Origin of the sequence: Rhizobium sp. ERR 942 (genome assembly GCF_007828395.1) — a bacterium.
Lineage (GTDB): Bacteria > Pseudomonadota > Alphaproteobacteria > Rhizobiales > Rhizobiaceae > Rhizobium > Rhizobium dioscoreae.
The window spans coordinates 17,295-38,913 of sequence record NZ_VIUA01000010.1 but is presented as its reverse complement, the minus strand read 5'-3'; the positions used below and the strand labels follow the sequence as shown (position 1 = coordinate 38,913).

Genomic DNA, 21,619 nt, shown 5'->3' with positions numbered 1-21,619 from the left:
CGTCGGAATATTCACCGCAATAGAAGAACCAGCTGACGGTTCCGCCCTTCGGCATGGCCTGCCGCACGCCATAATCGGCATGCGGCCTATCGTCGATAAGGCGACGGCCACCATGTCTTCCGGCTCGGATTCCGGTTTGACCGGTTCCAGATCGCTTCCGCTCAGTGCGCCTCATCCCAATTGTGGGCGGCGCGCGCATCGACCTTCAGCGGCACGGCCATATCAACCGCCGGCATGGCAGCGTTTTCCATGACCGAGACAATGATCGGCGTGGTGCGCTCGACATCGGCATCCTCGACTTCGAAGATCAGTTCGTCGTGCACCTGCAAGAGCATGCGGACGCGATCGCCCAAGCCGGCCGAAGCTAGCGCCGGCTCCATCTTGATCATGGCGCGGCGGATGACATCAGCCGCCGAACCCTGGATCGGCGCGTTGATCGAGGCGCGTTCGTTAAAGGCGCGGACGGAGGGGTTGGAGGAGCGAATTTCCGGGAAATGGATGCGGCGGCCGAAAATCGTCTCGACATAGCCCTTGTCGCGAGCGGCCTGCTTGGTGCCTTCCATGTAATCGCGGATGCCGGGGAAGCGCTCGAAATACCTCTTGATGTAGTCACCGGCTTCCGAGCGCTCGATCGACAGCTGGTTGGCGAGACCGAAGGCGGAGATGCCGTAGATGATGCCGAAGTTGATCGCCTTGGCGCGGCGGCGCACCTCGCTCGGCATGCCATCCACAGGCACGCCGAACATTTCAGAGGCCGTCATGGCGTGAATATCGATGCCGTCCTCAAAGGCCTGCTTGAGCTGCGGGATGTTGGCGACATGCGCCAGGACGCGCAGTTCGATCTGGCTGTAGTCGGCGGAGACGAGCTTATGGCCCGGCGTCGAAATGAAGGCTGTGCGGATCTTGCGGCCTTCTGCCGTGCGCACCGGAATATTCTGCAGGTTCGGCTCGGAGGACGACAGGCGCCCTGTCGTGGTGGAGGCCAGCGAATAGGAGGTGTGAACGCGCTTCGTCTCGGGATGGACGTAGCTCGGCAGCGCATCCGTATAGGTGGACTTGAGCTTGGTGAGCTGACGCCAGTCGACGATCTTGCGCGGCAGCTCGAAACCGGCCGCGGCCAGATCTTCCAGCACCTGCGCCGAGGTGGACCATTGCCCGGTCTTGGTCTTGCTGCCGCCAGCCAATCCCATCTTGCCGAAAAGGATATCGCCGAGCTGCTTCGGGGAGCCGATATTGAAGCGCTCGCCAGCAAGATTGTAGATCTCCTCCTCGAGAGCGGCAGCACCCTGCGCCAGCTCGCCGGAAAGGCGCGAGAGTATCTGCCGGTCGATGGTGATGCCGCGCTCTTCCATGTGGGCAAGCACCGGCACCAGAGGCCGCTCCAACCGCTCGTAGACGACTGAGAGTTTTTCTGCCGCCAGTCGTGGTTTCAAGACCAGCCAGAGACGCAGCGTCACATCGGCATCCTCAGCGGCATAGGCTGTGGCGCGGTCGATATCGACGAGGTCGAAGGTGACATTGGACTTGCCGCTGCCGGCCACATCCTTGTAGGCAATCGGCTTGTGGCCGAGCCAGCGCTCGGAAAGGCTGTCCATGCCATGCGTGGCGTTGGCGCCGCCGTCGAGCACATAGGAGAGCAGCATCGTGTCATCGAACGATTTCATCTCGATGCCGTAACGCTTCATCAGAAGATAGTCGTATTTCAGGTTCTGCGCGATCTTCAGGATGGAGGCATCCTCCAGCAGATCCTTCAGGCGCGGCAGTGCATCGCGAAGCGGAATCTGGTTTTCCGCCAGGCCGCCGCCGAGCAGATCGCCGACACCGGTCTTGTGACCGAGCGGAACATAGGCGGCGCGGATGGAAGCGCCAGTCGGATCATCGCGATTATCGGCGATCGCCAGCGAGAAGCCGACGATTTCGGCCTGCATCGCATCGAGCGACATCGTTTCCGTATCGAAGGCGACGATGCCGGTTTCGCGCGCATCCGCGATCCATCGGTCGAGCGTGGCGAGATCGCGGATGGTCACATATTTCGAATGATCGATCGGCGCGCTCGCGAAACTTGCGGCGCGCGCCTTGGCGAGATCCTCCGGCGCAGTGGTGCCATCCAAAGCCAGACGCGCCTTGGCCGATGGCGCCGGGACCGATGCCCCTTCGGCTTCGACAACGCTGCCGGCGACGAGATCGACATTCTCGCCGACATCGAGATCGGGCCCATGAGCGCCCTCGCCCCATTCGATCTTGACGATGGAGGGCTCGATTGCCGCCGCATCGCAGTCGCAGGCCTCCGCCACGCGCCGCGTCAGGGTCGTGAATTCCATTGCCTTCAGGAAACCGATCAGCTTCGGGCCGTCCTGCGGATCGAGCACCAGCGCATCGAGCGCAAGTTCCAGCGGCACGTCGGTCCTCAGCGTCACCAGCTGCCGCGAAATGCGCGCGAGTTCAGCATTGGCGATGATGTTTTCGCGGCGCTTCTGCTGCTTGATCTCGCCGGCGCGGGCGAGCAGGGAATCGAGATCGCCGAATTCTTCCAGAAGCTGCGCCGCCGTCTTCGGGCCGATGCCGGGGATGCCGGGGACATTGTCGACGGAGTCGCCGGTCATGGCCTGCAGGTCGATCATCTTGTCGGGTGGCACGCCCCATTTTTCGATGACATCGGGAATGCCGATCTGCTTGTCCTTCATGCTGTCATACATGTGGACCATGGGTGTGACGAGCTGCATCAGATCCTTGTCGGACGAGATGATCGTCACGTCGGCGCCGGCTGCCTCCGCCTGACGGGCATAGGTGGCGATGATGTCGTCGGCCTCGAAGCCGTCAGTCTCGATGCAGGGCAGATTGAAGGCGCGGGTCGCCTCACGGATGAGGCCGAATTGCGGGATCAGCTCTTCCGGCGGCGCCGAGCGATTGGCCTTGTATTCCGGGAAGATGTCCTTGCGGAAGGTCTTCGACGAATAGTCGAAGATGACGGCGAAATGGGTCGGCGTCACCCCGACGGAGGTATCGCGCGCCGAAGTCAAAAGCTTCCACAGCATGTTGCAGAAACCCGAGACGGCGCCGACGGGCAATCCGTCCGACTTGCGCGTCAGCGGCGGCAGGGCGTGAAAGGCCCGGAATATGAAACCGGAGCCGTCGACGAGGAAGAGATGATCACCTTTTTTCATGGAAGCATGGATAGCGTGACGTACCTCCAACGTCCATATAAACTTCAGTTTTGCAGGCTAGAGCGCTTCCGCTTTTCTTCAAATCGCGCAAACGCTTTATCTTTTGTTTTTACGCAATTCCGGACGGAAAACCGCGATACACTTTTCCTGGAATTACTTTGGTGGGAAGGCCAAATCTCTCACCGAAACGTTACTAACTTTTAATCAATCTAATCTGCGCATTCCCTTGAAAAACCACATTCGAAACCTCAAATCATACTCACCGGCGATTGATACGCCGCGGGTCTGGCAACCGGCCTGTCCCCCGCCATGTCAGACTTGGACAAAGGCCTATCCCCTCTCCGGGCCTTTGTCCCCCTTTCGAAAGCCGCCATGGCGTCCCCTCCAGGCCATGGCGGCTTTTTCATGCAAAAAATACAACCAGTGAACGTGAAAAAATCGACTGAAGTTGCTGATTTCAGGGGTCTCTACCTGAATAATTGCCGATTGTCTTGACCTTGAATTGTCGGCATATTTGCAATCATGGGATTTAATCGGATGGACTCCGCCGCCTACCTTGCCAGTCAGATGGCAAAGGGATTCGCTCGCTCGCTACAACAACGCGCGGCGAAGCTCGGCTTTTCCCCCGGTCAGTTTCCAATCCTGCTGGAACTGTGGTCCGAGGATGGGCTCACGCAGAAACAGCTGCTCGATAGGGTCGACATCGAACAGGCGACAATGGCCAATACGCTGTCGCGCATGGAACGGGACGGATTGGTGGAGCGCCGCCCGCATCCTTCGGACAAGCGGGCGCAACTGGTCTTCCTGACGAACAAGGCCGCAGCCATGCAGGCGGAAGCGATCGAAGCCGCCATGGCCGCGGACACGGATCTCCTCAAGGACTTTCGTCAATTCGAGCGCGAACTGCTGCTGGAATATATCCGGCGTGTGCTAGAGAATGCCAAGCAGCTCTAGGGCATTCCATGGAAGGACTTAACGGTTTTCCGCCTAGGATTGCATGAAATGGCTGCACGCGTCAAAGCGGCAAAAAGCCCTAGCCCCGTCCGACCACCTTATCCAGCGCAGCTTGATGTTGGCTGGGTCCGACATCCGGCCTGCCGAAGAATATTCCCTGAAGCTGAGCGCAGCCTTCCTCGATGACGATGCGACGCTGGGTTTCCGTTTCCACACCTTCCGTAACGACAGGCATGTTCAGGCTGTGGCCGAGGCCGATGATGGCGCGGACGATCGAGCGTGCTGCCGGATCGTGTTCGAGGGCGCCGGTGAAGCTGCGGTCGACCTTGATCTTGTCGAAGGGGAAGGCGCGCAGATTGCTGAGCGAGGAAAAGCCGGTGCCGAAATCATCCATGACCACGCGCACACCGAGGCGATGCAGCCGCTGCAGGGTCGCGATGACAGCCGTGCGCTCGCGCATCAGGGCAGCCTCTGTGATCTCCAGTTCGAGGCGCTGCGGATCGAGGCCGGTTTTGCGCAGGATCCGTTCGATCTGGTCGTAAAGGGTCGGGACCATGAATTGCAGCGGTGAGAGATTGACCGCGACATTCGCGGGCTCGCTCCAGCGCGTCGCCTCCTGGCATGCCTGCTGCAGCACCCATTCGCCGATCGCCACAATCGATCCGCTTTCCTCGGCAATGGGAATAAACGTCTCCGGGTCGATCACGCCGCGATCCGGATGCGCCCAGCGCAATAGCGCCTCATAGCCGCTGACGCTGTCGCTGCCGACGTCGTAGATCGGCTGATATTCCAGAAAGAGCTGCCGGCGGAGAATGGCCTGGCGCAGATCGTTCTCTAGCTGACGGCGCGTGCGCACGGCCTTGTCCATTTCCGCATCGAAGAAGCAGGCATGGCCACGGCCCGCATGCTTGGCGCGATAAAGCGCCATATCCGCATTGGCGTAAAGCTGCTCTGCGCTCGTGCCGTCACGCGGATAGATGGCAATGCCGATGCTGACGCCGACAGCCGTCGGATCGCGCGCCGTATCCATCTCCATGCCGAATTCGGCGAGAATGCGCTCGGCAAGGCGGGTTGCTCCTTCGGGCTGCCGGCGCTTCGGCTGGATGATGGCGAACTCATCGCCCCCGAGCCTTGCCACCGTATCGCCATCCTCGATTGCGCGCTGCAGGATGCCGGCGACCTTGCAGAGGATACGGTCTCCTTCGGCGTGACCGAAGACATCATTGATCGCCTTGAAGCGGTCGAGGTCCAGGCAGAAGATCGCGACTTCGCCGCCCCTGCGGTTTACCATCTGCAGTGCCTGGCGCATGCGCTGATCGAACAGCGAGCGATTGGGCAGATCGGTCAATATATCGTGATGGGCCAGGTGCTCGATCATCTGTTGCGCCTGGCGACGCTCAGTCAGGTCGCGCACGACAAGCACGCTGCATTCGTGGCCTCGATAGGTGATGGAGCGCCGCACGGTCTCGACGGGGATCGCCTTGCCATCGCACCCCGACAGCGTTGTTTCCAGCGGAATGGCGGCTTCGGTATGGATATCCATGTCGATGCTCAGAAAGACATCTGGCGCGACACCGATCACCTGCTGCGCCGACCAGCCGGAAATGGCGAAGAACCGCTCGTTCGCGTCGATCACCCGACCGTCGCGGACGATGAGCAGCCCTTCCAGCGAAGCATTGGCGAAACCCCGGAGGTCGGTCAAATGACGATCGATGAAGATGGCGCCGAGAGCGATGAGGATCAGCCCCATCGCGGCAGCCATGACGATGCCGGCAAGGATGCTTCGATCCATGGCGAGGGCCGCACCCGGCAGGGTCACTTCGGGCGTCAGCGTGACGCCGCTCATCGCGGTGAAATGCAGGGAGCAAATCGCAAGCAGCAGAAGAAGAGCGCCAGCCATGATACGCCTGAAGCCAGGAAAGCTGCGAAACACTAGGAAAGCCAGTGAGGAGAAGACGCCACCAATGGCGATGGAAGCGACGACGCGCGGTATATCGAAGGAGAGCTCTGCCGAGGCCTCGACGGCCTGCATTCCCGTGAAATGCATGGCGGCTATTCCAAACGCCATCAGCATGCCGCCGACCGCAAAGGAAACGCGATTATCCCATTCGAAGGCAACGGCAATCGCGAGCCATGAGCCGACGATGGCAAAGACCACCGAAAGCACCGTCAGTGAAACGCCATAGGAGATCGGAAGACTGCTCTGATAGGCGAGCATGGCGATGAAATGCGTTGCCCAGATGCCGACACCGCTGGCAAAAGCCGCAGCAACAATCCAATAGCGGCGCTGATGCGACTGGCATTCCTGCGCACGCGAAAAAAGGAGCATGGTGGCAAGACTGCCGATAAGGCAGATGATCGCCGCTACAATAATAAGCCTGAAGTCATGATCGTCACGAATACATGCAATCACTGAAAACATTACGCGTCTCCAGAATACGCTTCTGGATTGACGTTATTTCTAATAATCTAAAAAACTTGTAAACTACATGCGCAACTAATCACATAAGAGCGTGCCTCGATCGAAAGACGCAAGCTACGGTAAATTTTCAGTTTTAACGCCTCGAAACCCGGCGGGCTTTGGTCTATCGTCCATCCAAATCTCATGTAAGGAGTCGGATATGACCGATCTATCGCCCGTTCTCGACCGCGCCGATCAGAACCTCCCTTCCAGCCTCGACAATCTCTTCGAACTGCTGCGCATCAAGTCCATCTCGACCGATCCGGACTACAAGGCGGAATGCCGCAAGGCGGCGGAATGGCTCGCCACCTACCTGAACTCGATCGGCTTCAAGGCCTCCCTGCGCGATACACCCGGCCATCCGATGGTGGTCGCCCATCACGATGCCGGCAGCGCAGATGCACCGCATGTGCTGTTCTACGGCCACTATGACGTGCAGCCCGTCGATCCGCTCGAGCTTTGGGAAAGCGACCCATTCGCTCCGGAAATCAAGGACCTGGGCGATGGCCGCAAGGTCCTAACCGGCCGCGGCACGTCCGACGACAAGGGGCAGCTGATGACCTTCGTCGAAGCGGTGCGCGCCTATAAGGAAACGAGGGGCGCACTGCCGGTGCGCATCACCATCCTCTTCGAAGGCGAAGAGGAATCCGGCTCGCCCTCGCTCAAGCCCTTCCTCGAAGCCAATGCCGCCGAGCTGAAGGCGGATTTCGCCCTCGTCTGCGATACCGGCATGTGGGATGGTGAAACGCCGTCCATCTCGGCCAGCCTGCGCGGCCTTGTCGGCGAGGAGATCATTATCAACGCCGCCGACCGCGACCTGCATTCGGGCATGTTCGGCGGTGCCGCCGCCAATCCGATCCACATCCTCTCCGATATTCTCGCCGGCCTGCATGACGAGACCGGGCGCGTAACGCTCGACGGCTTCTATGACGGCGTCGAGGAAACGCCGGCTAATATCAAGGCCTCCTGGGAAACGCTCGGGATGACGACGGAAAGATTCCTCGGCGAAGTCGGCCTGTCCATTCCCTCGGGGGAGAAGGGCCGTTCTGTAATGGAGCTGATCTGGGCGCGGCCGACCGCGGAAGTCAACGGCATCACCGGCGGCTATACCGGCGCCGGTTTCAAGACCGTGATCGCCGCCAAAGCATCGGCGAAGGTCTCCTTCCGCCTGGTCGGCCAGCAGAACCCGGCGGCGATCCGCGAGAGCTTCCGCGCCTATGTACGCTCGAAGATCCCTGGGGATTGCTCGGTGGAATTCCATGAGCATGGCGGCTCGCCGGCTATCCAGCTTTCCTACGACTCGCCGGTGCTGAGCAAGGCAAAGACGGCACTTTCCAACGAGTGGCCAAAGCCCGCTATCGTTGTCGGCGAAGGCGGCTCGATCCCGATCGTCGGCGACTTCCAAAGGATGCTCGGCATGGAATCGCTGCTCGTCGGTTTCGGCCTCTCCGACGACCGTATCCATTCGCCGAACGAGAAATACGAGCTGCGCTCCTATCACAAGGGCATCCGCTCCTGGATCCGCATCCTCGACGCCCTCGCCAGCTAAGCCATCTGCGGGTGCGCGTCCTTGCGCGCCCCGCGTCCATCTCGCCGGATGGCAAGGGATGCCGTCATCCGAAGCGACGGGCCGAGACGGCCGTCGCGTCAATTCATACCGTCGATGAGATAAGGCATGGGAATCTGGATCGATACCGATATGGGATTCGATGACATCGCCGCCATCCTGGTGGTGGCGCATTCGGATCTTGTCATCGACGGTGTTTCGCTTGTCAGCGGCAATGCGCCACTGTCTCATGTCCAGGTTAATGCCGCGAGCGCGGCTGCGGTTTTCAACTGGACGTTTCCGATCCATACCGGACGTGAGCTGCCCGTGCTTTGCAAGCTGGAGACGGCACAGGGCATTCTCGGCCAGACCGGCATTCCCACTGCGGGCAGAAGCCTGCCGCCGGCCAACCCGCTTCCGGCGAGCGATGCCTTTGACGCCCTCAGCAATTGGCTTTCCGACGGAAACGGCCCGAAGCGCATCCTGGCGCTCGGACCGCTTACGAACATCGCGGCGCTGGCGCTGGCACGGCCGGATCTCGCCGCCCGCATCGACGAGTTGACCTGGATGGGTGGCGGCGTCACCTCGGGCAACCACACGGCGTCGGCGGAATTCAATGCCTTTGCCGATCCGGAGGCGCTTGGGATCGCCCTTGCGCATGGCCTGCCATTGCGTATGGTCGATCTCGATATCTGCCGCAAGGTGCTGGCTTGGCCGGAAGATGTCACCCATATCCGGAAGATAGCCGGAGAAAAGGCGCAACTGCTTGCAGACCTGCTGGAAGGCTACATCAACATCGCCGTCAGCCGCGGCAGACCGGCCATGGCGATCTACGATCCAACAGCGGCCGCCATTTTCGTCGAACCTGACATCGCCACCCTTCGGCATGCTCGGATCGACGCGGAACTGCAGGGGCAGCACACGCGCGGGCGCACCGTCGTCGAAACGCGGGCCTCGCATGGGCAATTCAATGCGCATTTCGCCGCGGAGATAGACGCGGAAAGGGCGCGCCGGATCGTCTTCGATGCGCTGATGCGGGAAGCCGGCCGCTGAGAAGTGACGGAGAAATATCGTATCTCAAACTCTCAAGCTGCGGTGATACAGGATGTACTGCAGTGAGGCACGTTGAGAATCGTCTCACTGCTCTCTCAATTCCTGCTCGACCAGTGTCGTCCAGAAGGCCACGCCGGAGGCGATCGCCTCGTCGTTGAAATCATAGGCGGTATTGTGATGCAGGGCACCGTCAACGGCGGGGCCATTGCCGAGCCAGACATAGCAGCCGGGGGCGTTCTGGCCGAAAAAGGCGAAATCGTCGCCGGCTGTCGATGGCGGAAAGCGGGTCAGCACATTCTCGCCGAAAACAGTCGTCGCAGCTTGCAGCGCCCGCGCCGTGGCATCGGCATCGTTGACGACGGGCGGGATGCGGCGCTCGAATTGATAGTCGACGGCAATGTTGAACATGGCTGCAGTCCCATGCGCCAGACGACCGATCTCCTCTTCCAGCTGATCGCGGACCTCAGGCGTATAGGCGCGCGCCGTGCCGCCGATCTCGACCGTATCTGGTATCACATTCAGCGCCTTGGGATCGCCCGCCTGTAGCGAGCAAGCGCTGACGACGGCTGGCTGCAGCGGATCGACGACGCGGCCGACGATGGTTTGCAGCGCGGAAATGAAGGTTGCTGCCGCCGTGATCGGGTCCTTGCCGAGATGCGGCTTGGCGCCGTGGGTTCCGGTACCGCGGAAGGTGATGCGCCAGCTGTCCGACGAGGCAAGCTGCGGCCCTTCGACAACGGCCATCTCGTCGACCGCGAGACCGGGCATATTGTGCAACCCGTAAACGGCATCGCAGGGAAAGAGATCGAAAAGGCCTTCGTCCACCATGCGCTTGGCACCACCTCGACCTTCTTCGGCGGGCTGGAAGATGAAATGCACCGTGCCGGAAAAGCTGCGCGTGGCCGCCAGATGACGAGCGGCACCGAGCAGCATGGTTGTATGGCCATCATGCCCGCAGGCATGCATCTTGCCCGGAATGGTGGATTTATACGGGCGATTGGCCTTTTCCGGCATGGCGAGTGCATCCATATCGGCGCGAAGGCCGATGCGACGCGTGCCATTGCCGACCTGCAGCGTGCCGACGACACCGGTCTTGCCGAGGCCGCGATGCACCGTCAGCCCTGCCTCTTCCAGCAAAGTGGCGACGATGCCGCTGGTGCGCTCCTCCTCGAAGCCGAGTTCGGGATGGGCATGAAGATTGCGGCGAAGCGAGGTGAGGAAAGGAAGATCCGGCTCGATCTCGTCGGGAAAAGACATGGTAAGGTTCCTTCGGCATGGCGCATGATGATGGCGTGCCTAAAGCGCACCGAGATCTTTCAGATTCGCTTCTTGCGCTTTAGGATCTTGATTTGACGCAGGTCGTTGTCGCAAAACCGCTGCACACTTTTGCGCGACATGCTTTATCTTCCCGAAAGCATCGCCTGCTTCAACCCAAATGACGCTCAGGCCGTGAGCTTGTTGAAGACATGTGCCTTTCCGATGACGCTCACTGAAACCATGCTGCCGACCTCGGGCAGGCCGACGCCGGAGCTCTTGATATTCAAGGTCTCGGAGCCGTTGGCATTGGAGAGTACAACCGTAACGGCGCAGACGGCACCGCCGAATTCGATCTCCGTGACCTTGCCGATGCAGGCAGCTCCCGCTCCGGCCTCATCAATGGCCTCGAGGCGCAATTGCTCGGGCCGCAACATGATGTCGGTGCGTCCCTGGCGATTATCGGCATCGACCGCAATCTGCCCGAGGACGCATTTGGCAGACCCTTTGTCGAGATCAGCCGAAAGTACGATGGCATCGCCGAGAAAGAGCGCAGTCTCGCGATCCCTGGGGCTGAGATAGAGCGCCTGCGGCGTGCCGGCCTGTATGAGCCTGCCCTCGCGCAGGACAGCAACCTGATCGGCAAAGGACAGCGCCTCCGCCTGATCATGCGTCACCAGGACCGCGGTGATGCCGGCGATCTGCAGGACACGGGCGACGGCCTTGCGCATGTTTTCGCGCAAGCCGGTATCGAGAGCGGAAAAAGGCTCGTCGAGCAGCATCAATCGCGGCTTGCGGCCGAGCGCACGGGCAAGCGCGACGCGCTGCTGCTGGCCGCCGGAGAGCTGATGCGGGCGGCGATCGAGCATGCCGCGGTCGAGTTCGACCATATCGATGAGAGCATTGATGCGCTGATCGCGGTCGCGCGCGCCGCGCTCCATGCCGAAACCGATATTCTCCGATACGCTCAGATGCGGGAACAGGGCACCGTCCTGCGAGACGATGCCGATGCCACGGCGGTGCGCCGGCACGATGGCTTCGCCATCGGCCAGGGTCTCGCCCTGCAGCACCACTTGGCCCGCATCGGGAACCTCGAAGCCGGCGATGATCCGCAGCAGCGTCGTCTTGCCCGAACCGGACGGGCCGACGATCGCGGTGCGGCTGCCAGCAGCCACCGTGAGATCGATATTATCGAGCGCATGCACGGGGCCGTAGCGTTTGCTGATGTTCTTGATTGCCAGAAAGGTCATTGTCCGGCCGTTCGCTTGGATTGCACGTAAAGGAGAAGGGTGAGCGGCAGCGACAGGACGACCATCATGAAGGCGTAGGGTGCTGCGGAAACATAATCGATCTCGCTGGTCAGCGACCAGAATTTCGTCGCCAGCGTTTCCGTACCGTTGGGAGAGAGCATCAGCGTCGCCGTCAGCTCGTTGGTGATGCCAAGCGCGACCAACGCGACGCTCGCGGCAAAGCCGGGCGCGGCAAGCCGCATGGTGATCTGCCGCACCGCCTGCGCTGGCGTGCGGCCGAGCGCCATGGCTGCACGCTCAAGCTCGACGGGCGCCTGGGCGATGCTGGCGCGCAGGCCGACCATGGCACGCGGCAGGAACAGAAGCACATAGGCGAGCAGCAGCGTCGCAAAGGTCTGGTAGAGCGGCAGGATCAGCCGGACGGTGATCGACACCAGGGCCAGGGCGACGACGACGCCGGGCAGCGAGCCGACATAATAGTGGCATGCTTCGAGAATGCGCTGCAGCCGGCCGGGCGCACGCACCGACAGCCATGCCATGGGGGCTGCTGCAATGGTGGCAAGAAGGCCTCCGGCGATCGCGAGAAGAATGGTCTGCAGCAAGGCCGAGCCGACCGTATCGATCCGCCAGACGTCGGCACCGCCAAGATAAAGCCAGCGCGCCAAGGTGACGAAGGGAATGCCGAGGGTCAGCGCAGCCGTGACGATGGGCAGCGCGACCGCGGGAACGACGAACCAGCCGAGCCGACGGCGATCGGCGGGGCGGGCGGCACCCGAGCCGATACGGGCATAGCGCTCGTTGCCACGCACCAGCACCTCGATGCCGAGCAGCAGCAGGCAGCAGAAGACCAGCACGCCGCCGAGCATGTTTGCCGCTGGGCTGTTATAGGCGGACTGAAACTGGTCGACGATCGCCGTCGAGAAGGTATCGAAGCGGATCATCACGTAGAGGCCGTATTCCGCCAGGAGATGCAGGCCGATCAGCAGCGAGCCGCCGCAGATGGCGAGGCGAAGCTGCGGCAGGATTGCGCGGAAGAAAACGCGCCAGGGGCCGAGGCCGAGCGAGGCGGCGGCGTCCTCGATCGCCGGATCGAGCCGGCGCAGGGCGGCCGCGACCGGCAGGTAGAGGAAGGGAAAATAGGCGAGCACCGAGACCAGCACGCCACTCCAGAGCCCGCGCATGCTCGGCACGAGGCTGACCCAGGCATAGCTGTGCACGAAAGCGGGCACGGCAAGCGGTGCCGCCGCAAGCCAGGACCAGAGGCGCGCGCCCGGAATATCGGTGCGCTCCGTCAGCCAGGCGAGCGTGACCGCCAGCAGGATGGAAAGAGGGATGGTGCAGACTTCGAGCAGGACGGTATTGACGAGCAGCTCGCCGACGCGATTGCGGAAGATGAGCGCTATGACTTCGGCCCAGCCAGTGTCGATCGTGATCCAGACGATGAAGCCGAGGGGCACGAGGCTCAAAAGCGCGACGACGGAAGCAAGGGCGACAACGGAGGCATGCCGGACGCGGCTGCGGGGGGCAGCCGTCAACGGGGGCATTCGCATGGCGGCAGGCTCGCCGGCATATGTGTTTTTCTGCAGCAAATCCGAGCTGCCTTTCACGCCCTGAAATAGGAAGGCAACCGCCGTTGACGGCGATTGCCCGATCGGTCGGCCTTAAAGGCCATCCCATGCCCCTAGCAGGGCATGCGACTGCGATGCAAGAGCAAAGCCCGGCCGAACGCGCGCGAAAGGCGCTGCGGGACGGGCTTTCGCCTTAGATGAGACCAGCTTCCGTCATCAGATCGGTGACCTTCTTGCTATTCAGCTTCGAAGGCTCGATCTTTGGAGCCTGCAGGTCGGGAATCGGCACCAGCTTCGGATTGGAAGCTTCGCCGTTGCCGACGGCATATTCATAGGAATCGCCATCGCGCAGAACGGCCTGACCGCCCTTGCCGGTGATCCACTTCAGGAAAGCCTGCGCTTCCTTCTGATGCTGGCTGGATGCCAGGACGCCGCCGCCGGAGATGCTGACGAATGCACCCGGATCCTGGTTCTTGAAATAGTGCAGCGAGACATTCTTGCTGTTTTCGCCGGTCTTGGCCTGATCGCCGAACCAGTAATAGTGATAGATGACAGCGCCTTCGATCTCGCCCGCATTGACAGCCTTCATCGCGACACTGTTGCCCTTGTAGAAGCTCGCATTTTCCTTCATCGCCTTCAGCCAGGCACGGGTCGCGTCTTCGCCCTTCAGTTCCAGCAGCGCGCTGACGATCGCCTGGAAATCGGCGCCGGCCGGCGAAGCGCCCCAGCGGCCCTTCCACTTGGGATCTGCGAGATCGAGTAGAGATTTCGGCAGATCGGCTTCCTTCAGCTTGGTCTTGTCATAGGCGAAAACGGTGGAACGCGCGGCGACACCGACCCAGTTGCCATCGGCAGCCTTGAAGGTTTCCGGCACCTGGGCGAGCGTGGCGGCATCGACGGGAGCGAAGAGCTTGTTGGCATCGACCAGCGTCATGCCAGGGGAATTTTCCGTCAGATAGACGTCAGCGGGAGAGGCAGCACCTTCCTGGACGATCTGGTTGGCAAACTGCATATCGCTACCGTTGCGGATCGTGACCTTGATGCCGGTTTCCTTGGTGAAGCCATCCGCCCAGGCCTGCGTCAGCGCTTCATGTTGAGCGTTGTAGACGACGATGCCTTCGGAATCGGCGGCATTCGCCATCATCGGAGCAACCGCAAGGCCCGCGGCGAGCGCCAGCGCACTGGTGAGATGTGAAAAGGAAAAAGTCATTAAGTCCTCTCGCTTGGAAACCACCGCCTGCAGCGGCAATGGAATAGCCTATATTTTTCCTGACCGTTTATTTCAAGTTTACGGTCGTTCCCGCTTATCACAAAAGTTTGAGAATAGAGTCAAGATTTCGCCGCTATCTCAGCAGCGAGGTCGAGCCAGGCGCGACCGGCATGTGACAGATATCCGCCGCGCCGCCAGATCCAGGCCATGTTCCACTCCATGCCCGGTTCGACGACAAGCGCATGGGCGATGCCCGAACGCTGGCGCTGTTCGGCGATCAGCCGCGGCAGGAAACCTACACCGAGGCCCGCAGCGACCAGTTCGACAATGAAATTGATCTGGCTCGAGCGCGCGGCAATGTCAGGCGCAAAGCCAGCCGCGCGGCAGGCGTCGAGAATGATGCCGTTCAGCGCGAAGCCGGTTTCGAAGAGGAGAAAGGGATTGTCCTTGAGTGCCGCCAGCGGCACCGTTTGCTGCCCGGCGAGAGGATGCGCCGACGGTAGGAGGACATGCATCGGCTCGCAGCGCACGGTCTGCCACTCGAAGACATCGGGCATCGGCAACAGCGAGGCGCCGAGATCGACCTCATCGGCCAGTACCATTTCCTCGAGCCGCTTGGCGCCCTGCTCCACCAGTCTGATCTCTATGCCCGGATAACGATTGCGGAAGACGGCGAACACCGGAGCGAAGAGGGCATCATTGCCGATCGGCGGCAAGCCAAGCCGCAGGGCGCCGCGCGCGAGCCCACGAAGCTCCGACAATTCAGCCAGCAGATCGTCGCGCCCGGCAAGGATCGCAATTGCCCGACGATAGACCACCTCACCAGCATCGGTCAGGGTCACGCGATGGCCAATGCGGTTGAGCAGCGGCAGGCCAAGCTCGTCCTCCAGCTGGCGCACGGCTTTGCTGACGGCCGATTGCGTGGTGAACACCATCTTAGCGGCTTCCGAAAAGCCGCCCTGGCGCACCACTTCGACGAAGGCTTTCAGTGTCCGAAGCTCCATAAGTATTCCTTACAGGACTTGATTTTATGAAATCAATTCATTTTCTTCATGGAGAGGAAGCGCCTATTGTCAGGTCAAGAGAGTTTCCCGAGCCTTCCATGCGTATCAATCCAAAGAATCATCCGAAATTGAGCTGCCTCGCTCAGATCCTGCTGCTGCTTGCCTTCTGGCAAGCGGGCGAAGCCATTGTGCGCCTGGCACATCTGCCAATACCCGGCGCCATCGCCGGCATGCTGCTGGTGCTGGTACTGTTTACGAGCGGTAAAGTGAAGCTGGCGAGCATGAAGCGTGGCGCGGAGTGGTTTCTCGCCGAAATGCTCTTGTTCTTCGTGCCGGCGGTGCTGGCTTTGCTCGATCATGGCGAATTCATCGGCATCATCGGGTTGAAAGTGCTTACGGTGATCTTCGCCGGCACCATCATCGTCATGGGTGTCACCGCGATAGCGATCGATTTCGGCTACCGGCTGATGATGCGCCAGGGGGCCTCAAGCCATGTCCAGCATTGAAAGTCTCGCAGCCGGCCTGTTCTGGCCGTTGGCGACGATCGGACTTTATTATCTTTCCAAGACGCTCTATCGGCATCGGCCTTCGCTCTGGCTGTCACCGCTGGTGGCTGCACCTGCTATCTTGATCGTGCTCGCACTGGCACTGCACGCAAATTACCAGGATTATATGCATGACAGCCGCTGGCTGCTCGCGCTGCTCGGACCGGCGACAGTGGCTTTTGCAGTGCCGATCTACGAGCAGCGGGGCCTCATCAAGCGGTATTGGCCGGTCCTGCTGTTCGGCGTAATCGTCGGCAGCGCCACGGCCATGGTTTCGGCCTGGGAGCTTGCAAGCCTTCTCGGCCTCGACGAGAGCCTGCGGCTCAGCCTGATGCCACGCTCGGTCAGCACGCCGTTCGCCATGGTGGTTTCAGGCGATATCGGCGGCGTCCCCAATCTGACAGCCGTCTTCGTCGTCATCACCGGCCTGTTCGGCGCCATGGTCGGCCAGGCACTGCTACGGCTGCTGCCACTGACGTCGGGCATGGCCCGTGGTGCGCTTTACGGCATGGGGGCCCATGGCATCGGCGTCGCCAAGGCGCATGAGATCGGCCGCGAGGAAGGATCGATCGCCGGTCTCGTCATGGTGCTGGTGGGATTGACGAACGTGCTAGCGGCGCCGCTGATCGCGTGGCTCCTGCATTCAGCCTGAACGAAAAAGGCTGCGGCACTTTCATGCCGCAGCCTTGTTTCATTTCGCGAATCTGACTTAGTTGTCGCGCGTCTCTAGCGTTTTGCTGAAGAAGATGGCGACCAGCGTGCAGACGACGCCGGAGAGCAGATAGAGGCTGGTGTAGACGAGGCCGAACTGGCTGGAGAGGGCAAGCGCCACGAATGGCGCGAAGCCGGCACCGATCAGCCAGGAGAGATCCGACACCAGGGCCGAGCCGCTGTAACGATAGTTCTGGCTGAAGCGGGAAGCGCTGGCGCCCGCCGCCTGACCGAAGGAGAGGCCGAGCAGCGTGAAGCCGAGAACCACGTAGATGTGGCGGCCAGTCGCGCCGCCATCGAGCAGCCAGGGTGCCACGAAGGCGAAGCAGGCGATCAGCACCGCGCCGATGGCGAGCTGATTGCGGCGGCCAATCCGGTCGGCGAGCATACCGGAACAGATGATGGCGAGAATGCCGCAGATCGCGCCGAGGAACTCTACCAGCAGGAACGAACCGGGAGTCTGCTCGCTGTAAAGCGTCACCCAGCCGAGCGGGAAGACGGTCACGAGGTGGAAGGTCGCAAAGCTTGCCAGCGGCACGAAGGCGCCGATCAGGACATCGCGGCCATGCACGCGCAGCAGCTCCGTCATCTTCACGGGCTCAAGCTCATGACGCTCCAAGAGCGTGCCGAACTCCTCGGTGGCGACCAGGCGCAGACGGGCAAAGAGCGCGACGACGTTGACGGCGAAGGCGCAGAAGAAGGGATAGCGCCAGCCCCAATCCAGGAAGTCCGCCGTCGTGAGACTCGTGACGAAATAGGCAAACAGAGCGCTTGCCAGCATGAAACCGATCGGGGCGCCGAGCTGAGGGATCATCGCATACCAGCCACGATGGTTTGTCGGTGCGTTAAGCGCCAGGAGCGAAGCCAAGCCGTCCCATGCACCACCAAGTGCAAGGCCCTGACCGATGCGGAAAATGGCAAGCAGGATGATTGCGTAGACACCGACTTCCGAATAGCCGGGGAGGAAGCTCATCGCAGCCGTCGAGCCGCCAAGCAGGAACAGCGCGATCGTGAGTTTTACCCCGCGCCCGTAGCGCCGGTCGATCGCCATGAAGATGAACGAACCGATCGGGCGGGCGATGAAGGCCAGCGCGAAGACCAGGAAGGAAAGCATCGTGCCATGCAGCGGGTCGGCGAAGGGGAAGATGAGCTTCGGGAAGACCAGTACGGATGCAATGGCATAGACGAAGAAATCGAAGAATTCCGACGTGCGACCAATGATCACGCCGATGGCGATATTGCCGGGTGCGACCGAGCCCCCCGCATGCATGCTGCGGGCATCGCTCTCCAGAGTTGAAGATGTGGGGTTCAGTGATTCATGCGTTACGCTGACCATGCGCGGGAGCCTCCCTCTCCGAGCACGAATTCCTCCACGAATTCGCGCGTAATGAAAATGTCGATCAAACGTGCGAACATATCAAGTATCCAGCATGAAATAATTCGCAAATTAGCAATCGGTCGAGCCATTATCTGCCTTTGGCGCCGCGTTCCGGACGAAGAAAAACCGCCGGTGATGGCCATTTGTTCCGATCCAGGTATATTAGCGCCGGCAAAAGCGAACTGCCTGATAGAAAACCTTCTGGATTTCTGAGGGTTTTCCCGATACGTGGGACAGCATTCCATACCGCAATGCACTCAAGCTTGCTGCGGTGCGACGAAACACCTCATATCGTTCATGACCGCCGTCCTTTAGTCGCGGTAGGGTCGAAACAAAAAGAGCTTTAAGACGTGCCAAGACTATCGAAGATTTTCAGCCGTTTATCCGTCATCCCTTTGTTTTTGCTGCTCTCAGGTTGCAATCTGGTGGTGATGGCTCCCTCCGGCGATATCGCTATGCAGCAGCGAGACCTCATCATCGTCTCGGTCGTGCTGATGCTGATCATCATCATCCCGGTGATCTTCCTGACGCTGCTCTTCGCTTGGAGATACCGCCAGTCGAACAACGAGGCGACCTACGAGCCGGAGTGGCATCATTCGACACGTCTGGAGCTGGTCATCTGGTCCGCTCCGCTTGCCATCATCATCGCGCTCGGCGCGGTGACCTGGATCAGCACCCATCAGCTCGACCCCTACCGCCCGCTCGATCGCATCGCCGCCGACAAGCCGCTTAGCGCCGACGTCAAGCCGCTGACGGTGGAAGTGGTCGCGCTCGACTGGAAATGGCTCTTCTTCTATCCGGAATACGGCATCGCCACCGTCAACGAGATGGCGGCTCCCGTCGACCGCCCGATCAACTTCAAGATCACAGCCTCCTCGGTGATGAACTCCTTCTTCATCCCGGCGCTGGCAGGCCAGATCTACGCCATGCCGGGCATGGAGACGAAGCTCCACGCCGTCATCAATCATCCCGGCGAATTCCAGGGCCTGTCGGCCAACTATAGCGGCGCCGGCTTCTCGAACATGCGCTTCAAGTTCCACGGTTTGGATCAGGCCGGTTTCGACCAGTGGGTCCAGAAGGCAAAGAGCCAGGGCACGGCGCTCGGCCGCCAGGAGTACCTGGCGCTTGCCAAGCCCAGCGAACGCGAGCCGGTGCGCTACTTCAACGCCGTCGACGATGGTCTCTACAACGCCATCCTCAACATGTGCGCCGATCCGAGCAAGATGTGCATGAGCGAGATGATGCATATCGACGCCAAGGGCGGCGGCGGCAAGGAAAGCCACGAAAATCGCGAGCGCCTGATCTATGACAATCGCGGCGGTGCCTCGGCCGAAGTTACGCCGGTCAAGGCCGACGGCAGCGCCAGCCACACCATGCAGCATGGCGACAACTCCATGCAGGGCATGGATATGGGCAACGGCTCTTCTTCCGATTCGTCGACCGGTTCGGCGCAGCATCAGGGTCATTGATCCGGTGCGCTCAATAACAAGACATTCATAAGGGACAGAGGCAATCCATGTTTTCCAACCCGGACCTCTATAAATTCATCTTCGGTCGGCTGACGCTCGACTCGATCCCGTATCACGAGCCGATCCTCGTCGTGACCTTCATCGGCGTCGCCATCGGCGGCATCGCCGTCCTCGGCCTGCTGACCTATTTCCGCCTCTGGGGCTACCTCTGGAAGGAATGGTTCACCAGCATCGACCACAAGAAGATCGGCATCATGTATGTCGTGCTGGCGCTGATCATGCTGCTGCGCGGTTTCTCCGACGCGCTGCTGATGCGCCTGCAGCAGGCGATCGCCTTCAACGGATCCGAAGGTTATCTGCCGCCGCATCACTACGACCAGATCTTCACGGCGCATGGCGTCATCATGATCTTCTTCGTGGCGATGCCCTTCGTCACCGGCCTGATGAACCTCGTGGTGCCGCTGCAGATCGGCGCCCGCGACGTTTCCTTCCCGTTCCTCAACAACTTCTCGTTCTGGATGACGACGGCGGGCGCGATTGTCATCATGATTTCGCTCTTCATCGGCGAATTCGCGAAAACCGGCTGGCTGGCTTATCCGCCGCTTTCCGGCATCGCCTATAGTCCCGACGTCGGCGTCGATTATTACATCTGGGGCCTGCAGGTCGCGGGTATCGGAACGACGCTTTCGGGCATCAACCTGATCGCCACCATCGTCAAGATGCGCGCGCCGGGCATGACCTTCATGAAAATGCCCGTCTTCACCTGGACGTCGCTCTGCACCAACATCCTGATCGTTGCGTCCTTCCCGATCCTGACCGCCACGCTCGCTCTGCTGACCCTCGACCGCTACGCCGGCACGAACTTCTTCACGAACGACCTCGGCGGCAATCCGATGATGTATGTCAACCTCATCTGGATCTGGGGCCACCCGGAAGTCTACATCCTGATCCTGCCGGCCTTCGGCGTCTTCTCGGAAGTCGTCGCCACCTTCTGCGGCAAGCGCCTCTTCGGCTACGCCTCGATGGTTTACGCCACCTGCGTGATCATGATCCTCTCCTACCTCGTCTGGCTGCACCACTTCTTCACGATGGGCTCGGGCGCCAGCGTCAACTCCTTCTTCGGCATCACGACGATGATCATCTCGATCCCGACGGGTGCGAAGCTCTTCAACTGGCTGTTCACGATGTATCACGGCCGCATCCGCTACGAGCCGCCGATGCTGTGGACCGTCGGGTTCATGGTGACCTTCACCATCGGCGGCATGACCGGCGTCATGCTCGCCGTTCCGCCGGCCGACTTCGTGCTGCACAACTCGCTGTTCCTGATCGCCCACTTCCATAATGTGATCATCGGCGGCGTGCTCTTCGGCATGTTCGCGGGCGTCAACTACTGGTTCCCGAAGGCCTTCGGCTTCAAGCTGGATCCGTTCTGGGGCAAGATGAGCTTCTGGTTCTGGCAGATCGGCTTCTGGTTCGCCTTCATGCCGCTCTATATCCTCGGCCTGATGGGCGTCACCCGCCGTGTCAGCCAGTTCGACGATCCGTCGCTGCAGATCTGGTTCATCATCGCCGCTTTCGGCGCCGGTCTCATTGCCATCGGCATCGCCTGCTTCCTCATCCAGCTGGCCGTCAGCTTCATGAAGCGCGAAGAGCTTCGCGATCATACCGGCGATCCCTGGGGCGGCCGCACGCTGGAATGGTCCACCTCGTCGCCGCCGCCGGCCTACAACTTCGCCTTCACGCCGATCGTCTACGATCACGACGCGTGGTGGGACATGAAGAACCGCGGCTATGTCAGGCCGACCGAAGGCTTCATTCCGATCCACATGCCGAAGAACACCGGCACGGGCATCATCCTCGGCGTTCTCTCCATCGGCTTCGCATTCGGGATGATCTGGTACATGTGGTGGCTTGCCGCCATCACCTTCGTCGCGATGATCGTCATCACGATCGGCCATACCTTCAACTACAAGCGCGACTACCACATCCCCGCCGACGAGGTCGTTAAGACCGAGAACGAGCGTACGAAACAGCTCGCAGGACAGGTGTAAG

General features: G+C 60.9%; 15 protein-coding genes. 7 read left to right on the top strand and 8 right to left on the bottom strand.

The window, feature by feature from the left end; genetic code table 11:
- Positions 1–161: 161 nt before the first annotated feature.
- The gene (polA, locus tag FBZ97_RS30255; RefSeq protein ID WP_145323282.1) at positions 162–3,164 is read right to left on the bottom strand and encodes a DNA polymerase I; all 3,003 of its coding nucleotides are present in this window, start codon (positions 3,162–3,164) and stop codon (positions 162–164) included.
- 537 nt (positions 3,165–3,701) lie between these two features.
- Here polA and FBZ97_RS30250 point away from each other — a divergent pair.
- Positions 3,702–4,118, top strand: a complete 417-nt coding sequence (locus FBZ97_RS30250) for a MarR family transcriptional regulator (protein WP_113333869.1) — start codon at positions 3,702–3,704, stop codon at positions 4,116–4,118.
- Between the two features lie 79 nt (positions 4,119–4,197).
- Here the strand turns inward: FBZ97_RS30250 and FBZ97_RS30245 are convergent, their stop codons facing one another.
- Entirely contained in the window at positions 4,198–6,540 is a 2,343-nt protein-coding gene (locus tag FBZ97_RS30245; protein ID WP_113352063.1) for an EAL domain-containing protein, read from the bottom strand.
- Between the two features lie 199 nt (positions 6,541–6,739).
- Here FBZ97_RS30245 and FBZ97_RS30240 point away from each other — a divergent pair, with 199 nt between their 5' ends.
- Together FBZ97_RS30240 and FBZ97_RS30235 are read left to right on the top strand one after the other, a co-directional pair.
- Positions 6,740–8,128, top strand: coding sequence for a M20/M25/M40 family metallo-hydrolase (locus FBZ97_RS30240; protein WP_113395913.1), 1,389 nt, complete (start codon positions 6,740–6,742; stop codon positions 8,126–8,128).
- Between the two features lie 126 nt (positions 8,129–8,254).
- A complete protein-coding gene (locus tag FBZ97_RS30235) occupies positions 8,255–9,178 on the top strand; it encodes a nucleoside hydrolase (protein WP_113390786.1) in 924 nt (307 codons plus the stop codon).
- Positions 9,179–9,262: 84 nt separating this feature from the next.
- On the opposite strand, the gene FBZ97_RS30230 is transcribed toward FBZ97_RS30235, so the two are convergent.
- The 5 genes from FBZ97_RS30230 to FBZ97_RS30210 all read right to left on the bottom strand — a co-directional run bounded on the left by FBZ97_RS30230 (position 9,263) and on the right by FBZ97_RS30210 (position 15,464).
- Entirely contained in the window at positions 9,263–10,435 is a 1,173-nt protein-coding gene (locus FBZ97_RS30230; protein ID WP_113352066.1) for a M20 aminoacylase family protein, read from the bottom strand.
- A 185-nt stretch (positions 10,436–10,620) separates the two neighbouring features.
- The gene (locus tag FBZ97_RS30225) at positions 10,621–11,682 is read right to left on the bottom strand and encodes an ABC transporter ATP-binding protein (protein WP_113352067.1); all 1,062 of its coding nucleotides are present in this window, start codon (positions 11,680–11,682) and stop codon (positions 10,621–10,623) included.
- The gene (locus tag FBZ97_RS30220) at positions 11,679–13,226 is read right to left on the bottom strand and encodes an iron ABC transporter permease (protein WP_233790154.1); all 1,548 of its coding nucleotides are present in this window, start codon (positions 13,224–13,226) and stop codon (positions 11,679–11,681) included. The genes FBZ97_RS30225 and FBZ97_RS30220 overlap by 4 nt, the downstream gene beginning before the upstream one ends.
- Positions 13,227–13,443: 217 nt before the next feature.
- Positions 13,444–14,460 carry an iron ABC transporter substrate-binding protein gene (locus FBZ97_RS30215; protein ID WP_113333572.1) on the bottom strand — a complete coding sequence of 339 codons (1,017 nt, stop codon included), beginning with the start codon at positions 14,458–14,460 and terminating at the stop codon, positions 13,444–13,446.
- 119 nt (positions 14,461–14,579) lie between these two features.
- Complete coding sequence (locus FBZ97_RS30210; RefSeq protein WP_173002579.1) at positions 14,580–15,464, bottom strand: LysR family transcriptional regulator; 885 nt, start codon at positions 15,462–15,464, stop codon at positions 14,580–14,582.
- Between the two features lie 98 nt (positions 15,465–15,562).
- Here FBZ97_RS30210 and FBZ97_RS30205 point away from each other — a divergent pair, with 98 nt between their 5' ends.
- Both FBZ97_RS30205 and FBZ97_RS30200 read left to right on the top strand, forming a co-directional pair.
- Positions 15,563–15,970, top strand: a complete 408-nt coding sequence (locus FBZ97_RS30205; protein WP_113390784.1) for a CidA/LrgA family protein — start codon at positions 15,563–15,565, stop codon at positions 15,968–15,970.
- Positions 15,957–16,661 carry an LrgB family protein gene (locus tag FBZ97_RS30200; RefSeq protein WP_113395916.1) on the top strand — a complete coding sequence of 235 codons (705 nt, stop codon included), beginning with the start codon at positions 15,957–15,959 and terminating at the stop codon, positions 16,659–16,661. Before FBZ97_RS30205 ends, FBZ97_RS30200 begins: the two co-directional genes overlap by 14 nt.
- Before the next feature lie 57 nt (positions 16,662–16,718).
- On the opposite strand, the gene FBZ97_RS30195 is transcribed toward FBZ97_RS30200, so the two are convergent.
- The gene (locus tag FBZ97_RS30195; protein WP_095433551.1) at positions 16,719–18,056 is read right to left on the bottom strand and encodes an MFS transporter; all 1,338 of its coding nucleotides are present in this window, start codon (positions 18,054–18,056) and stop codon (positions 16,719–16,721) included.
- Between the two features lie 392 nt (positions 18,057–18,448).
- Between FBZ97_RS30195 and cyoA the strand changes: the two genes are divergently transcribed.
- Together cyoA and cyoB are read left to right on the top strand one after the other, a co-directional pair.
- Entirely contained in the window at positions 18,449–19,567 is a 1,119-nt protein-coding gene (gene cyoA, locus FBZ97_RS30190; RefSeq protein ID WP_113395917.1) for a ubiquinol oxidase subunit II, read from the top strand.
- Between the two features lie 47 nt (positions 19,568–19,614).
- The gene (gene cyoB / locus FBZ97_RS30185) at positions 19,615–21,618 is read left to right on the top strand and encodes a cytochrome o ubiquinol oxidase subunit I (RefSeq protein WP_069610896.1); all 2,004 of its coding nucleotides are present in this window, start codon (positions 19,615–19,617) and stop codon (positions 21,616–21,618) included.
- Position 21,619: the final 1 nt, after the last annotated feature.

What these genes read in the sequence shown, in the direction of transcription:
- FBZ97_RS30205 (WP_113390784.1), top strand. Translation starts at nt 15,563, where the DNA reads ATGCGTATCAATCCAAAGAATCATCCGAAATTGAGCTGCCTCGCTCAG.
- cyoB (WP_069610896.1), top strand. Translation starts at nt 19,615, where the DNA reads ATGTTTTCCAACCCGGACCTCTATAAATTCATCTTCGGTCGGCTGACG.
- FBZ97_RS30245 (WP_113352063.1), bottom strand. Translation starts at nt 6,540, where the DNA reads ATGTTTTCAGTGATTGCATGTATTCGTGACGATCATGACTTCAGGCTT.
- FBZ97_RS30210 (WP_173002579.1), bottom strand. Translation starts at nt 15,464, where the DNA reads ATGGAGCTTCGGACACTGAAAGCCTTCGTCGAAGTGGTGCGCCAGGGC.
- FBZ97_RS30235 (WP_113390786.1), top strand. Translation starts at nt 8,255, where the DNA reads ATGGGAATCTGGATCGATACCGATATGGGATTCGATGACATCGCCGCC.
- FBZ97_RS30240 (WP_113395913.1), top strand. Translation starts at nt 6,740, where the DNA reads ATGACCGATCTATCGCCCGTTCTCGACCGCGCCGATCAGAACCTCCCT.
- FBZ97_RS30200 (WP_113395916.1), top strand. Translation starts at nt 15,957, where the DNA reads ATGTCCAGCATTGAAAGTCTCGCAGCCGGCCTGTTCTGGCCGTTGGCG.
- FBZ97_RS30250 (WP_113333869.1), top strand. Translation starts at nt 3,702, where the DNA reads ATGGACTCCGCCGCCTACCTTGCCAGTCAGATGGCAAAGGGATTCGCT.
- FBZ97_RS30225 (WP_113352067.1), bottom strand. Translation starts at nt 11,682, where the DNA reads ATGACCTTTCTGGCAATCAAGAACATCAGCAAACGCTACGGCCCCGTG.
- FBZ97_RS30195 (WP_095433551.1), bottom strand. Translation starts at nt 18,056, where the DNA reads ATGGTCAGCGTAACGCATGAATCACTGAACCCCACATCTTCAACTCTG.
- polA (WP_145323282.1), bottom strand. Translation starts at nt 3,164, where the DNA reads ATGAAAAAAGGTGATCATCTCTTCCTCGTCGACGGCTCCGGTTTCATA.
- FBZ97_RS30220 (WP_233790154.1), bottom strand. Translation starts at nt 13,226, where the DNA reads ATGCCCCCGTTGACGGCTGCCCCCCGCAGCCGCGTCCGGCATGCCTCC.
- FBZ97_RS30230 (WP_113352066.1), bottom strand. Translation starts at nt 10,435, where the DNA reads ATGTCTTTTCCCGACGAGATCGAGCCGGATCTTCCTTTCCTCACCTCG.
- FBZ97_RS30215 (WP_113333572.1), bottom strand. Translation starts at nt 14,460, where the DNA reads ATGACTTTTTCCTTTTCACATCTCACCAGTGCGCTGGCGCTCGCCGCG.